Source organism: Pseudomonas sp. xss_2 (assembly GCF_043104195.1).
Taxonomy (GTDB): domain Bacteria; phylum Pseudomonadota; class Gammaproteobacteria; order Pseudomonadales; family Pseudomonadaceae; genus Aquipseudomonas; species Aquipseudomonas urmiensis.
On the sequence record NZ_JBICKL010000057.1, the window covers coordinates 59,873 to 75,216 of the forward strand.

The window sequence follows — 15,344 nt, forward strand, 5'->3', positions numbered from 1 at the left end:
GGGGCTGCCGGGTGCAGCCCCTTTTGGAGAATACCGATGTCGCTGAACCCTGACCTGGCTGCCTACCTGAAATTGGTGGAGGAGGGCCGCACGACTGGCAAGGTGCTGCCGATGCATGCGCTGACCCCAGATCAAGCCCGTGAGCAATTCGAGCAGTCGTCGGCGCTGATGGCGCCGAAGGCCGAGGAGCCCGAGCAGATCGACAACCTGACCTTGCTCGCGCGCGATGGCCATGCCTTGCAGGCGCGCCTCTACCGGCCACCGGAGGCCGATCCGCACCTGTTGGGCGCGGCGGTGATGTACCTGCATGGTGGCGGCTACGTGGTAGGCAGCCTCGACTCCCACGATGCCTTGTGCTGGAACCTGGCCCAAGAGGCGGGCGTGCCCGTGCTGTCGGTGGGTTATCGCCTGGCGCCACAGTGGCGTTTCCCGACGGCGGTCGACGATGCGCTGGATGGCTGGCGCTGGCTGGTCGACAACGCCGCTGAGCTGGGCATCGACCGCAACCGTCTGGCGGTGATGGGCGACAGTGTCGGCGCCAGCCTGGCCACCGTGCTGGCAAGCCAGTTGGCTGAGCAGGCGCAGCTGCCCGCGCCACGGCTGCAGGTGCTGGTCTACCCGGTGACCGATGCCAGCCGCAGCCGCGCTTCGACGCAGCGCTATGCCAGCGGCTATCTGCTCGAACAACAGACCCTCGAATGGTTCTATCGACAGTACGCCCGGCAACCTGCGGACCGTCTCGACCCGCGCTTCTCGCCGTTGCTCGGCGCGGTATCGCCACAGGCGGCGCCGGCCTTGCTGCTGGTGGCCGAGTGCGATCCGTTGCATGACGAAGGCGTGGCTTATGCGCGTCACCTGGAGGAGGGCGGGGTGCCGGTGAGCTTGCAGGTGATGGCGGGCGTGACCCATGACTTCATGCGCATGGGCTTGATCATCGAGGAGGCTGAAGAGGGGCTGGCGCTGGTGGTGGAGGCGTTGCGCGAAAGGCTGTGAGATCGCCCACGAAGCGCAAATGAAAAATCCGCATCCTGTGAGGGATGCGGATTTTTTTACCCCAGGGGCTGCTTAGAAGCTGTACTTGGCCGTGAGGGTGAAGTTGCGTGGGTCGCCGTATACGTCGTACGGGCTCCAGGTATTGTTGCCGGCGATGCCCTGGTAGTACTTGCGGTCGAAGATGTTGTTGAGGTTGAGGCGGGTATCGAGATTCTTGTTGACCTTGTAGCCCACCATCAGCCCGACCACGGCGTACGAGCCCTGGTCGATCCGGTAGTTACCGAAGGTACTGGTACCTTTGTTGAAAATGCCGCTCTGGCTATAGACGTTACCGCCGACACGCCACTGGTTCAGCTCACCCGGCAGGGTATAGGTAGTGCTGAGCTTGAACAGGTGCTCGGGCAGGTCGCTGTCGAACTTGCTGCCTTCCTTGGCCTTGTTGGCATCTTTCAAGAACTTGGTTTGCGAATAGGTATAGCCGGCACCCACTTGCCAGTTTGGCGTCAGCGCGCCCATCAGCTCCAGGTCGATACCCTGGGTCCTGACCTTGCCGGAGGCCTCGTAGCAGGTGTAGTCGATGCAGCCCCTTTGATTGGCAGACTCCGCTGCACGGTTTTCCTGGTCGATCTGGAAGATCGCCGCGCTGGCATTGAGGGCACCGTCGAAATACTCGCCCTTGATACCGATCTCGTAGTTCTTGCCCTCGATCGGGCGAATGATGGAGCGGCCCTGGCCCTGCTCCGATTGCGGCATGAAGATGTCGGTATAGCTGGCATACACCGAGTGGTTGTCATCCAGGTCATAGATCACCCCGGCGTAACGGGTGACGTTACGGGTGACCTTGTAATCGCTGTTGGTGTAGTAGCCGTCGTTGATTTGGTTGTAGGTCGACTGATTGTCATACCAGTCCAGGCGCGTGCCGATGATCACCTTCAGGGGGTCGGCGACGTTCAACCGAGTGGTGACGTAGAGGCCTTCCTGCTCGACATGCTCGCTCAGGTCGTACTGGTCGGGGACATTGGGTCGGGCGATACCGCTTGGGTTGACGGCGAACAGGTTGTCGACCGGGATGAATATCGTACCGCCATGTGCGGTGGTCTTGACTTCACGCTTGCTGGCACCGACCACCAGTTCATGCTGGCGATCGAACAGCTTGAAAGGACCGTTGGCGTAGATGTCGTAGCTGGACTGGTCATAGTCCCGACGCTGATTGAATACGCGCTGCTCTAATATTTCGGCACCTGCGTCGTTGCGTTTGCGCTCGAACACGGCGCCTTGCAAAGCGAAGTCGGACCAGCTCTTGGACGCGGCCACATGCAAGCGCCAGTCATTGGCAAAGTGATGATCGATTTCGGCGAACAGCGTGGTGTTGTTGATGTCCTGATAGCTCCAGTCGTAGCCGACGTTGGTGGAGCGCGAGTAGCCGACATGGCTGCCATCACGGTTGACCGGCAGGCCACCCCAGTTGATGTTGTTGTTGTCGTTCTGGTTCGACGCACCCACGGTGAGGGTGGTGTCGTCGGTCAGGTCGAACTCGGTGATGCCGTAGAACAAGCCACGCTCGCGGCCGGCATAGTCCTGGAAGCTGTCCTTGTCGTTGTAGGCACCGACGAAACGGCCACGCACGCTGCCGCTGTCATTGAGCGGGCCGCTCAGGTCCAGCTCGCCACGGTAGTTGTCCCAGCTGCCCGCGGAGCCGGTAACGCTGCCCTGGAACTCCTTGGTGGGACGCTTGCGCACCATGTTGATGGCCGCCGACGGGTTGCCGGCACCCTGCATCATGCCGGTTGCCCCACGGACGATCTCGACGCGGTCGTAGGGGGCCATGTCGGCCGCCGCGACCCAGTCGGCGTTGTAGGTGGTCGGCAGGCCATCGAACATCAGGTTGCTGATGGGGAAACCGCGCGAAAAGTACTCGCTGTTGGCCGGGCGCGCCGCCGACATGCGCAGGCCTGGGGTGGCCTGGACCACGTCGTCGAGGCTGCGCATCGACTGGTCATCCATGCGTTGGCGGGTAATCACTGTGACCGCCTGCGGCGTTTCGCGCAGTGTCAGCGGCAGTTTGGTCGCGGTCTGCATGGCGCCAGTGGTGTAGGAACCGGTGTTCTCGGTGGTTTGCCCCAACCCCTGGCTATTGATGTTGGTTGCCCCCAGTTCCACCGCATTGCCCCCCTCCCGGGCATGGATGGTGGCCTGGTTGCCTTCGATCTGGTAGCTGACGCCGGTGCCCTGGAGCAACTTGGGCAGCGCTTGGGCGGGCTCCATGGCGCCGGAGATGGCGGCACTGCGCTTGCCTTCGACGTCTTGCGGGCTATACAGCACCTGCAGGTTCGATTGCGAGCCGAACGCCAGCAATGCGCTGGCCAGCGACTGCGCCGGAATGTTGAATTGCACCTGCTGGGCCTGGACCATGGCCGATAGCGGCATCAGGGCGCTCAGGCCCAGTGCGGCAGGCGCCGCTTGACGCAGGGTGCGGCGAATGACCAGGGCCAAGGCCTGGGGACGAAGGCGTTGTGTTGGCATTTATCGAAAGCTCTATGTAGGTGTCTGGTGTTAAGTGTGAGTGGTTCTTGTTATTGATTAGGACGCACCCATCGGCTAAAACCGGAAAACTAAATGCAATCGGCAACCCGTGATTCGAGCTTGACCTTGCCATTGGCCATGTGGATCAGCTGGTCGGCGACATCGAAGTAACGGTCGTCGTGGCTGATCACGATGATGGTCTTGCCCAGGCGTTTGAGGTCAGGTAGCAGCTCGGTGTAGAAGATCCGGCGGAAGGTCGGGTCCTGATCGGCCGCCCACTCGTCGAACACCAATACCGGCCGCTCTTCGAGCCAGGCGCTGACCAGGGCCAGGCGTTTGCGTTGGCCGGTGGAGAGGTCGGTGGTGCTGAACACGCCGTCGCGGATACTGACCTTGTGATCGATCTCCAGGCGCTTGAGATAGTCAGTGGCATCCTCTGGCACCGGTTGGTCGCCCTGGATGACGTCGTCGAACAGGTAGTAGTCGGCGAAGATGGTGGTGAACAGCTGGCGGTAGTCGTCCCGGCTCTGCGCGCTCACTGGCTGGCCATCGACCACGACGCTGCCCGATTGCGGCGCATACAGGCCCAGCAGCAGCTTGATCAGGGTGGTCTTGCCGCAGCCGTTCTCACCCACCACGAAGACGATTTCGCCCTGCTTGATGGTCAGGTTCACCGGGCCTAGCTGGAACGGCTCGCAGCCTTCTACCCGTGGGAAGGTATAACTGACGTCCTTGAGCTGCAGGCTGTCGAGGGTTTTTGCCGAAGGGCGGCTGTCGTCCAGCAGCAGGTGCGGTTCGGGCGAGGAGAACTGGCGCGATAGCTCGGCGATGCGGCGAAAGGCGATCTGCGCCTTGCTGATGATCGGCAGGGTGCTGATCAGGTGTTCCAGCGGGCCTTTCATATACAGCAGCACCAGCACGAAGCCACTGGTGACGCTCTTGTCGCCGCTGGGCCACAACGATTGCATGGCCAGGGCCACGGCAATCACCACGAAGAACAGCATCGAGCCGAGGGCCTTGGCGACCACGAAGATGTTGATCGAACGCACCTGGGTGGCGCAGATGCGGTTGGCGGTGTCCTGGATGCCATGGCTGAACATGCGCTTGCGCCGCGGGCGATGGATGCGCAGCTCCTTGGCGCCTTCGGCAATGGCGCTGTAGTGTTTTTGCAGGTCGTCCTCAGCCTCGCGCGCGCTCTCGAAGCCACGCACGCCCCACGAGCGGGCGATGAACTGCATGACCGAACCCAGGCCGATCGCCACGACGATCACCAGGAACATCGGCCACGACAGGCTCGCCAGGTAGCCCAGGCAACCCAGGGTCACGGTCAGCGAGACCGCCAGCGGCGCGAAGACGAAGGCGAAGTCGCTGATGGTGTCGACGTCGTGGGTCAGCACCGGGATCAGCCGGTGGCTGCGATAGCGCTCGATCTGGTCGATGGGCGCGGCCAGGACTTTTTCACCCAGCTCGCGGCGTAGCCTGGCGATGATGTGCTGGCCGACATAGTTGGTGCCGATGTCGGAGAAGATCGAACTGAACAGCGCCAGCACGCACAGCCCGGCAAAACCCAGGACCACGCCCTGGGTAAGGCCGCTGTCGCTGTGCAAGGCGCTGTTGATGGTGGCGAGCAGCGCGGTGACGCTGAGGCCGCCGACCATGCCCAGCGCGATCGATACCGTCACCAGGGGCCAGAAGGGTTTGAGCAGGCCGAACAGTTCCCTGACGGCGCCACGAGGTTTGCGGGTCATTGGTATCTCCTGAATCACACGGGGTTAAGGGTCATCAGAGTTCGCGAACGACCCGAAAGCCCAGGAAATCACCGCGCACGTCAGGGGCGCGGTTGTTGCGGTTACCGGAACGCGAGAACACCGGCGCTTCGCCCCAGTCGTTGCCGCGCATGACCCGCACGCTGCAGTCACCGGTGGTCCAGGCACTGCCATCGGCCGGGGCGCCCTGGTAACCATCGTTCCAGCAATCGGCGACCCACTCGTAGACGTTGCCGTGCATGTCATGGACGCCGAACGCATTGGCCGGGTAGCTGCCTACAGGAGCGGTGTAGGAGTAGCCGTCGGTGGGGCCGTAGGTGTTGGCGTGCTGGGCGATGCTGTATTTGCTCGGGTCGTTGTTATCGAAGGGGAATGGGAACGGGCCGCTGGAGCCTGCGCGTGCGGCGTATTCGCGCTGCGCTTCGCTGACCATGCGGTAGTTATGCCCGGTCTTTTTCGACAGCCATTTGGCGTAATCCTGTACATCGAACCAACTGACGCACACCGCGGGCTGACGCGGGCCCTGCTTGTAGGTGGGTTTGCTGGCTGCGCAGAAGCGCCCGGGGCGGGTATCGCCGTCAGCGATTTTCACCCCGCTTTCGCGGATGTAGGCATCCAGCTCGCCGGCAGTGACGTGGTAGCGGCTGATGGCAAAGGGTTTGGCGAAGGTCACGGTGTGCTGCGGGCCTTCATCGCCTTCGCGGCCGAGCTCATCCTCTGGAGTGCCCATCAGGAAGCTGCCGGCAGGCAGCACGACCATTTGCGGGCAGGCGCTCTTGCAGTCCTGGAACACGCTACCCGGCTTGGGGCTGTCCGCAGCGTGGGCGCTGGCGGCAAGGCCGAGGACGGCGCAACAGCTGAGCTGGCGCAAGGTTCGCGCGGGAGAGAGCAATGACGTGAAGCGTTCGTCGGACATGGAGTGGTTTCCGTCAGCGTTTGGCTACAAGAAAAAGGGTGGAAAAGTCAGCTGCGCAGGCGTTGGCGCAGCGCCTCGATCAGGCGATCGATTTCTGTCTCGGTATTGAGCAAGCCAGGGGCGGTGCGCACGACCGGGCCGACATCGCGATCGACCGCATCGACCACGATGCGCTGGCGGTTGAGCTCGGCGGCCACGGCGTCGGCATCCTGGCCCTTGATCCGGAAGAAGGTGAACCCCGCCGAATGCCGGGCGCTACGTGGCGTCACCAGCTCAATGGCGGGGAATTCGGCCAGGCGCTCCTTGAGGTAGTCGTTCAAGCCGTGGATGCGCGCCTCAATCGCGGCCTTGCCGTGTTGCAGGTGCAGCTCGAATGCCTTGCCCAGTGCCCAGCGGTGTTCGAAGGCGTGGTAGCCACCGGGGGTCATGGTGGTGGCGAAGTCTTCGTTTTCCGAGAAGGTCGCGAAGGTCGGCGTCAGGTGCTTGAGCTCGGTGGAGGCGGCGCAGATGATCCCGGTACCGCGGGGGCCGAACATCCACTTGTGGGTGCCGGAGATGAAGTAGTCGCACTGCAGGTCAGCGAAGCGCATGTCTTCGACGCCAAAGCCGTGCACGCCATCGATCACGTAGAGGATGCGCTGGTTATCGTCACGCTTGCCGTTGAGCTCGCGCACCAGTGCGCCGATTTCGCCCACCGGCAGTTTCACGCCGCTGCCTGAGTGCACCCAGGTCATGCCCAGCACCCGGGTCTGCGGTCGGATCGCTGCGGCAATGGTGCCGAGCACTTCGTCGTCGGAGACCTTGGCCGGATCCTGGAACAGGCGCACCTTGCGCACCGGCGTGCCTTCGCGCTGGCTACGGTAGGCGAGGATGTTGCGGGTTGAATAGTGTTCGTGCTCGGTGGTCAGGATCTCTTGCCCAGGCGCCAGGCGCAGGCCGCCGTAGATCAGCCCCAGGCCCTCGGTGGTGCTGCCGGTGAGGGCGATCTGGCGCGGCTTGACCTCCAGGTAGCGAGCGGCCCAGTCGCGGACCTCGGCTTCGCGCTTCCAGTCTTCCTGGGTGTCCCAGTCCACCCAGCGCGCCGGATGGCGATCGAGCTTGGCCCGGTAGCCCTCGATGGCCTCGCGCACAGGCTTGGGGTGTGAGGTGATGAGGAAATTGGCGAAGTGGGCGTAGTCAGGGTCGAGGTCGAACAGCTGGCGAAAAGCGGCCCATGGGTCGCTGCCGGTGGTCGGCCTTGGATTGGCCTGGGCCGAGCCCAGCAACTGGCTGGCCAAGGGCAAACTGGCCGCCAGCAGTCCGGCATGCTTGAGAAAAGTACGGCGATCGTTCATGCAAGGCTCGCAGTTCAACGGGAGGAGGTGGTGGTCGGACGGGCAGCGTGTTGCACCTGCTCCCAGACCCTCAGGAAGTTGCCACCCCAGAGCTTGGTGATGTCGGCCTCCGAGTAGCCACGGGCGATCAGCTCCGCAGTGACGTTGCGCGCCTGGCTGGCATCGTTCCAGCCGGCGATCCCGCCACCTTCGTTGAAGTCGGAGCTGAGGCCGACATGGTCGATACCGATCTTGCGCACCGCGTAGTCGATGGCGTCGCCATAGTCCTTGAGGGTTGCCTGCGGTTCCTCATCGAGGATGGCGTACAGCGCTTCGGCATATTCGCCGACTTTCTGCTCCGGCCAGCCGGCGATGATCGGGTCCCCGGGCATCAGTGCGTAGGCCTGGTTAGGCAATGGCGGCAGGCTGAAGCGTGCCCGCAGGGCGTTGAGCCGATCCTGGGATTTTTCGCTCAGCGGCTTCAGATAAGTGCCGAAGGCGACGATTTGCACCACGCCGCCGCTGTCCTTGATCAGCTGCATGTCCTTGTCGCTGAGGTTGCGTGGGATATCCACCGCGGCCCTGGGCGCCGAGTGCGAGGCGACCAGCGGGGCGCGGGTGAGCTGGGCGACCTGGCTCAGGGCCTGGTCCGACATCTGGGACACGTCGATGATCACGCCCAGGTCATTGAGCCGTTGAACCGCCTGGCGACCCAAGGGGGACAGGCCTCCCAGCGCGTCGACGGTGTCATTGAAGAACGGCAGCGGGCGCGAAGAGTCAGCCCAGCTGTTGTTGCCGACATAGCTGAAGCCGAACATGCGCACACCGCGTGCGGCCCACTTGTCCAGCAGGTCGATGTCATCGCCCAGGGCGTAGGCATTGAGCATGCTGATGAATACCGCGAACTTGCCTTCGCCATGCAGCCGGCGCATGTCCTGCGGGGTATAGGCGATGCCAACCTGGTTGGGGAAGTCGCGGACCATGGCGGTGATGGCGTTGTAGCGCACCTCCTGGGTGTGCCGGGCGGCGTCGACAAAACCGTCGGTAGGACGGTGCGGGCCATTGTTGCCGGTCCAGGATTCCGGCCAGGCGAAGATCGTCAGTGCAGCGCCGGACAGCCGCCCACGGGCAGCCTTGACCAGGTCGAAGCGCCCCGGCCCGTCCTGGTCGGCTTCATTGCCTTCGGTGCCGAAGCTCAGCGGCAGGGTGATGTGGCTATCAAACGAAATAATCCGCTCCTGCAGATCATTGGCCTGGCGCACCACCTCCTTGGGGTAACCGTCCTTGTCCAGGTAGTACCAGGCGGCAAGCCCGGCACTTAGGGTCAGGGTAGTGGCCAGGCTGATGTACAGGGCTTTTTTCCAGCGTGGTGTCGTCATCTCGGTCTCAGTAGGTTCGCCGCAGAGGTTCGGGCTCGAGGCCATTGCTACCTGGAGAGAACGAGCGCAAAGGCAAGAAATTTAGCGCTCGGCGGCGGGCTGGGGGCGCGTGTGCGTGTGCCTGTGCAGAGGCCGGGCAGGGTTAAATTTTCCCCTGCGCACAACGTTTTAGCCTTCGATGGGCCGTGCTTGCGGCCATAACGACTGGCACAGGTAGTTCAATGACGATTTCCCGACGAGGCTTCATCGCAAGTGTGGCGCTGGCAGGTGTTGCGGTACCTGGAGCGTGGTACGCGCAGCGCCAGCTCACAGCTGATGATGAGTTTCCCGAAACAGCCGGCGAGGCGGTCGTGGAGCTTGCCGATACGCCGGGTCAGCAATTGGGCGATACCTTGCGCGGGATCTGGCGCTGGACCTTGAAGGGCAGCGATGCAGGCCTTGAGGGTCTTGAGCATCAGCCGTTGGAGTTGTTTCTCGATGTTGCCCAGCGCGGCCGGGCCATTCGTGGCTTCCTGGACACGCCCGAGCGCTTGCGCAGTGATCAGCAGCCGCGCTACCGGGTCGTCGGGGACCTGTCTGCAGACAAGCCGGGGACCCTGCGCTGGCGCCTGTTTGCCCTCGACGATGGGGGGCAGCTGCCACGCTATGAGTGTCAGGTGGTGCTGGATGAGGTCTGGGGCGAGTTCGGCAATGCCGGCCCGGCGACCCTCAATGGGCGGATCCTGCGCCTGGATCGTCCACTGGCGTTGCCCGAGCAGGACAACCGCTTCCTGGCCAGCAAGCAGGTGTTTCCCGAGGCGCGCGAGCGCACGGCGCTGTCTGCATCACTGGTCGAGTGGCTGATCACGCCTGAGCATCGACTGTTCCACCAGCTATGGCATGCATCGCGAGACAAGTGGCACAAGCTGGCCAAGGATAAGCATCAGGCGCTACGTGGCCTGGGCTGGCAGCCGGGTCCACGTGAGCGCGAGCGCGACGCCCGTGGTCGACATAAAGACCGCAATGGCTCGGGGGAAGATTTCCTGTTCATGCACCGGCACATGCTCGGCGCGGCGCGGGCCATCCAGGACCTACCGTCATGGACCCGCTTTCCGCTACCCCAGCCTGAGCTTGAGCGTGATCGACAGGGGTTCGCGCGTTACTTCGACAACCAGGATGGCAATGCCTTGCCCCCGACCTGGCTGGCCTCGGACGATGACGAGTACACCCAGTGGGTCAGGGACATCAAGAGCGCCGAGACCTTTCACGGCAATTTCGAGGTCTGGGAGTCGCGTTACTCTGACCCTCAATACCTGTCCAAACTGACCTTGGGGCAGTTCGGCTCGGAGCTTGAGCTTGGCCTGCATGACTGGTTGCACATGCGCTGGGCTTCGGTGCCACGCGACCCGGTCAACGGCATGCCGGTGCCAATGGCGCGCACCCCGGATGATTTCGCAGGGCGCTGGTACGGCGCTGAAAACGACTTTCTTGGCGATCCGTTCTCGTCCCATGTAAACCCGGTGTTTTGGCGCTTCCATGGCTGGATCGACGATCGCATCGAGGACTGGTTTCGCGCCCATGAACGTTTCCACCCCGGTGAGGTGGTGCGCGTGCAGGTCAATGGCGTGCCTTGGTTCGCCGCGGGGCGCTGGGTACAGGTGGCCGACCCCTGGTTGGGCCCCGACACCCATGGCTGCAGCAGCGTCCCAGGCTTGCGCCCAGGGCGCAGCGTGGAGATGGACCCGGAAACCATGAAGCTGGCCCTGCGCATCATCTACGCCGACGAAGAGCGCTTTGACGGCCTGCTGCGCAAGGTGCCGCGCCGTCCTTGGTATGCGCGGCACCTGAAGGTCAAGCAACGCTCGCTCTGACCCAGGCGACAGCCCCCGATAGGCGCGCTAGCGTGGCGCCTGGGCGGCCTGCCAGCCGCCGCCGAGGGCTTTGTACAGGGCCACGCTGGCTTGCAGTTGGCTCAGCTGTAACTGCGCCTGTTGGTCCTGGGCCTGATACAGGGTGCGTTGGCTTTCCAGCACCGTCAGCAGGGTTTCGGCGCCGGCGGCGTAACGCTGCTGGGCCAGGTCGAAGGCAATGCGCGATTGCTCCACTTCTTGATCCTGCCACTGCCTCTGGCGCTCGACGCCATGGGTGGCATTGAGGGCTTTTTCCACATCGGCGAAGGCGGCGACAATACTGGCGCGATAGTCTTCGAGCAGTTCTGCTTGCTCGGCCTGCGCCAATTGATGCGAGGCGCGCAGCCGGCCGTTGTTGAAAATGGGTGCGGCAAGACCGGCAGTCAAGGTGTAGTAGGGGCTGCTGAAGACATCGACCAGCGTTCGTGCGCCGCTGCCCAGGTCTGCACCCAAGGTCAACTTGGGCAGCATGGCTGCCCTGGCGACCTGCACATTGGCGCTGGCGGCGGCCAGGCGCGCTTCGGCGGCGGCGATATCCGGGCGCCGCGCCAGCAACTCGCTAGGCACGCCGCTGCCGATCCGGGGCCAGCGCAGCGCGTTGATCGACGCTTGGCTTGGCCCAAGTTGCTGAACCGGTTGGCCGAGCAAGGTGGCCAGGGTGACGCGGCTGTCTTGCCACTGTTGTTCCAACAGGGGCAGTTGGCGTTCTTGTGCCGCCACCAGGCTGCGCTGCTGGGCAAGTTCCAGGCGGGTGGCCGAGCCTGAATTGTGCCGGGCTTGGACCAAGCGCAGGACGTTGCGCGCGTTGTCCAGGTTCAGCCGGGCGATGCGCAGTTGCTCCTGCAGCGCCAGGGCGCTCAGGTAGCTGTTGGCGACCGAGCTGAGCAGGGTCAGCTCGACGGTCTGGCGATCGAAGCGGCTGGCGTCAAGGCTACGCAGCGCGCTGTCGCGGGCGGCGCGTACACCGCCCCAGAAGTCGATCTCGTAGCTGGCGCTCAGGCGGGCATCGAACGAGGTGCTGGTGCGCTCGCTGCTATCGACATCGAGCTGTTCGTAGCCTTGGCCATGCAGCAGGTGTTGGCGGCTGCTGTCCAGGCCCACTTGCAGCTCTGGCAGCAGCGGTGCGCCGGCGATCGTCGCCCGCGCTTGGGCTTGCCGCACCCTGGCGGCGGCGGCTGCCAGGTCGTGACTGTCACGCCGGGCGCGTTCGATCAGTTGATCCAGTTCGCTGCTGGCAAAGGCTTGCCACCACTGGGCATCGGCAAACCCGCGCGCCGTCTGGTCAGTTGCCGCCTGCCAGGTGGCGGGCGGCTCGATGGCGGCGCTGGGGGCAGGGGAGCTGGTGCAGGCGGCCAGGGACAGGCTCAGGGTCAGCAGACTGATGCGGCTTGGCAATGTCATAGATTATTCGCTGGTAAGGGCTTTGACCGGGTCGAGGCGGGCGGCCTTGCGGGCAGGCATGAAACCGAACAGCACGCCGGTAATCACGGCGCAGGCAAAGGCGCCGAGGATCGAGGGCAGGGCGAACGCCACCGGGATGCCGGCCAGCATCAGGCCGGCGCCGACGCTCAGCGCCAGGACGATACCGGTCACGCCGCCGACCATCGACAGCATCACCGCCTCACTGAGGAACTGGCGCAAGATGTCGCGCTGGCGTGCGCCGGTGGCCATGCGGATACCGATCTCGCGGGTGCGCTCGCGCACCGTCATGAGCATGATGTTCATCACGCCGATCCCGCCCACCAGCAGGGAGATGGCGGCAATGGCGCCGAGCATCAGCGACAGGCTGTTCTGGGTACGGGCCTCGGCCTGGATCAGGGCGGCGTCGTTGGTCAGTTCGAAGTCGTGCTTGCCCTGGTGGCGCTGGCGTAGCAGGTGATCGATGGCGCGCTCGGTTTCGCTTACCCGGCTGGAGTCGGCTGCCGCGATGGTGATGTAGTCCGGGTCACGATGACCCAACAGGCGCATGGCCGCCGACGAGTAGGGTATGACGATTCGCCCGTCGCTATCCTGGTCACCGGAGCTGGCGCCCTTGCCGGCGAGAATGCCGACCACCTGGAACGGCACGTTACCGATCAGCAGGTACTGACCCAGCGGGTTGGCCTGGGGGTCGAGCATTTTTTCCCGGACTTTCTGCCCGATCACTGCAACAGCGGCGCCGCTGGCTTCGTCGGCTTCGCTGAAGAAAGCGCCCTCGACCACCGGCCAGTTGAAGATCTCGGGAAACCAGGTGTTGTTGCCCCCCACGTAGAACTGCTGGCTGTTGTTGCCGTGGCGGACCATCATCTTCTCGCCGGTGACCGGCATGATGTGCTTGACCTGGGGCAGTTCCCCGATGGCGGCGACATCGTCCAGGGTGATGGTGCCGGCGGGCTCGCGCAGGGTGGCCGGTGCGCCATTGAGGTAGAGGATGTTCGAGCCGAACGCGGCCATTTGCGCCATGACTTGGCGCTTGCTGCCTTCGCCGACGGCCAGCATCACCACCACCGAGGCAACGCCGATGACGATGCCGAGCAGTGTCAAGGCGGTGCGAAAGCGGTTGATCCACATCACCCGCCAGGCAGCTTGCAGGGCTTCGAGCAGTTCGCCCTTCCAGGCGCCGCGCAAGGTCGCGCCGCGGTCCAGGCGCTGGCGTAGCTCCTGCGCTTGCAGGCCGGGGTGGAGCGCGTCGGGCAGCCGATCTGCGGCCGAATCACTGAGCATCAGGCCGTCTCGGATCTCGATCACCCGGTGTGCACGAGCCGCCACCTCGCGGTCGTGGGTGATCAGGATGATCACATGGCCTTGGCTGGCCAATTCGTCCAGCAGGGCCATGACTTCGGCGCCGCTCTGGCTGTCCAGGGCGCCGGTGGGTTCGTCGGCGAGGATGATGTGGCCGCCGTTCATCAAGGCCCGGGCAATCGACACGCGCTGTTGCTGGCCGCCGGAGAGCTGGTGGGGGCGGTTGCCGGTGCGGCTGGCCAGGCCCAGGCGTTCGAGCAGGGCGCTGGCTCGGCTGTGGCGTTGGGCTGGTGGGATGCCGGCATAGATGGCTGGCATCTCGACGTTTTCCTGGGCTGATCCCGAGGGGATCAGGTGATAGCCCTGGAACACGAAGCCGAAGGCTTCGCGCCTGAGCCAGGCCAATTCGTCGCTGCCCAGCTCGGCAACATCCTTGCCGGCAAAGCGATAGTTGCCGCTGGTGGGTCGGTCGAGGCAGCCGAGGATGTTCATCAGAGTCGACTTGCCGGAGCCGGACGCACCGACAATGGCGACGAACTCGCCAGGGTAGATGCTCAGGCTGACCCCGCGCAGCACCTCGACGGTGGGGGTGTCGAGGCCGCCGTAGGATTTGCGGATGTCGCTCAGCTCGATCAGGGGAATTGACATTTATCCTCCACTGGCGCGAGGCGCGCCAATGACCAGTTGCTCGCCTTCGCTCAAGCCATCGAGGATCTGCACCCGCAGCCGGTCGCTAAGGCCGGTGCGCACCTGCCGTTGTTCGATCTTGCCCTGACGGTTGAGCACCTGGGCCAGGCGCAGGCCGTCGCCATCACTGTCGTCGAGGGCGGCCAACGGCGCCGTGAGGACCTGGCTGGCGTGACCTGCGACAAAGAACACCTGGGTCGTCATCTCAGCCATCAGGGCGCCATCGGGGTTGTCCACGTCCAACAGCACGGTGTACTGGACTACCTGGCTGGCGCTGCCTCCGGAGCTAGCACTGATCGGGCTACCGCCGCCTTGGCTGGTCTGCTCGAGCGGCTTGGGCGGGATCGGCAAGATCTGCCTGACCGTGCTGGTCCAGCGCCGCTTGCCGCCGGCAAGGGTGGTGAAGTAGGCAGTCATGCCGGGTTTGACCTTGCCGATGTCGGCCTCGGAAACCTGGGCCCAGACGGTCATTGGCGAGAGCTTGGCTATGCGCAGGATCAGGGGTGTCTGCTGTTGGGCGTTGAGGGTCTGGCCCTCGCGGGCATCCACTGCGACCACGGTTCCGTCCATGGGGGCATAGATGCGGGTGTAGCCAAGTTCGGCCTCATCGCTGCGCACGCTGGCCTGGGCCTGGTGGATCTGCGCCTGGTACATGTCGATCCGCGCTTGGGTCACCTTGAGCTGGGCATCGGCGATCTGCAGGTCTTCATCGCGGCTGGCGCCGGCTGCGGCGAGGCTGCGCTGGCGCTGGTACTGCTGACGAGCCAGCTGGAACTGGGCGCGTTGCTCGGCCAGTTGCGCCTTGAGATTGTCGATCGCAAAACGGGCGGCGTCGAATTTCGCCTGCTGGGTGGAAGGATCGATTTCGACCAGTAGCTGGCCTTGGCGCACCTCATCCCCGGCTTCTACGTGCAGCTTGCGGATCTGCCCGGATGCCTGCGCGCCGACATCGACATAGCGTCTGGGTTGCAAGGTGCCAAGGGCGGTGACGCTGCTCTCTATATCGGCGCGGGTCACGGCGACGGTGCTGACGGGCAGGGCGCCGAAGGGCAGCGCCTGCCACGCCAGCAGGCTGCCCAGGCCAAGCAGGCCCAGGCCGCCGAGGAGGATGCGACGGCGGGTATTGGATGTGCGACTCATGTGGACTTCCAGCCAGA

Annotated in this window: 10 protein-coding genes; 2 read left to right on the top strand and 8 right to left on the bottom strand. The window is 64.2% G+C overall.

The features are described from left to right. The first annotated feature begins 36 nt into the window (after positions 1-36). Positions 37-993 (top strand): alpha/beta hydrolase, encoded by a 957-nt coding sequence (locus ACF8K2_RS13795; RefSeq protein ID WP_392465296.1) that lies wholly within the window; start codon positions 37-39, stop codon positions 991-993. Positions 994-1,065: 72 nt separating this feature from the next. On the opposite strand, the gene ACF8K2_RS13800 is transcribed toward ACF8K2_RS13795, so the two are convergent. The 5 genes from ACF8K2_RS13800 to pvdM form a co-directional block, all read right to left on the bottom strand. Beyond that, positions 1,066-3,516: a TonB-dependent siderophore receptor gene (locus ACF8K2_RS13800; protein WP_392465298.1), complete on the bottom strand. Its 2,451-nt coding sequence runs from the start codon at positions 3,514-3,516 to the stop codon at positions 1,066-1,068. 89 nt (positions 3,517-3,605) lie between these two features. Next, positions 3,606-5,264 carry a cyclic peptide export ABC transporter gene (locus tag ACF8K2_RS13805; protein ID WP_186555680.1) on the bottom strand — a complete coding sequence of 553 codons (1,659 nt, stop codon included), beginning with the start codon at positions 5,262-5,264 and terminating at the stop codon, positions 3,606-3,608. Positions 5,265-5,298: 34 nt separating this feature from the next. After that, a complete protein-coding gene (locus tag ACF8K2_RS13810; RefSeq protein WP_392465300.1) occupies positions 5,299-6,198 on the bottom strand; it encodes a formylglycine-generating enzyme family protein in 900 nt (299 codons plus the stop codon). A 47-nt stretch (positions 6,199-6,245) separates the two neighbouring features. Beyond that, positions 6,246-7,532, bottom strand: coding sequence for an aminotransferase class V-fold PLP-dependent enzyme (locus ACF8K2_RS13815; protein ID WP_368971532.1), 1,287 nt, complete (start codon positions 7,530-7,532; stop codon positions 6,246-6,248). A 14-nt stretch (positions 7,533-7,546) separates the two neighbouring features. Beyond that, positions 7,547-8,890, bottom strand: coding sequence for a pyoverdine-tailoring dipeptidase-like protein PvdM (pvdM, locus tag ACF8K2_RS13820; RefSeq protein WP_392465301.1), 1,344 nt, complete (start codon positions 8,888-8,890; stop codon positions 7,547-7,549). Positions 8,891-9,111: 221 nt separating this feature from the next. Here pvdM and ACF8K2_RS13825 point away from each other — a divergent pair, with 221 nt between their 5' ends. After that, positions 9,112-10,740, top strand: coding sequence for a PvdJ/PvdD/PvdP-like protein (locus ACF8K2_RS13825; RefSeq protein WP_392465302.1), 1,629 nt, complete (start codon positions 9,112-9,114; stop codon positions 10,738-10,740). Positions 10,741-10,767: 27 nt separating this feature from the next. On the opposite strand, the gene ACF8K2_RS13830 is transcribed toward ACF8K2_RS13825, so the two are convergent. The 3 genes from ACF8K2_RS13830 to ACF8K2_RS13840 are packed head-to-tail and all read right to left on the bottom strand — an operon-like array spanning position 10,768 to position 15,327. Next, positions 10,768-12,180, bottom strand: coding sequence for an efflux transporter outer membrane subunit (locus ACF8K2_RS13830; protein ID WP_392465303.1), 1,413 nt, complete (start codon positions 12,178-12,180; stop codon positions 10,768-10,770). A 3-nt stretch (positions 12,181-12,183) separates the two neighbouring features. After that, the gene (locus ACF8K2_RS13835) at positions 12,184-14,148 is read right to left on the bottom strand and encodes a MacB family efflux pump subunit (RefSeq protein ID WP_392465304.1); all 1,965 of its coding nucleotides are present in this window, start codon (positions 14,146-14,148) and stop codon (positions 12,184-12,186) included. Next, positions 14,149-15,327, bottom strand: coding sequence for an efflux RND transporter periplasmic adaptor subunit (locus ACF8K2_RS13840; RefSeq protein WP_264234978.1), 1,179 nt, complete (start codon positions 15,325-15,327; stop codon positions 14,149-14,151). Positions 15,328-15,344: the final 17 nt, after the last annotated feature.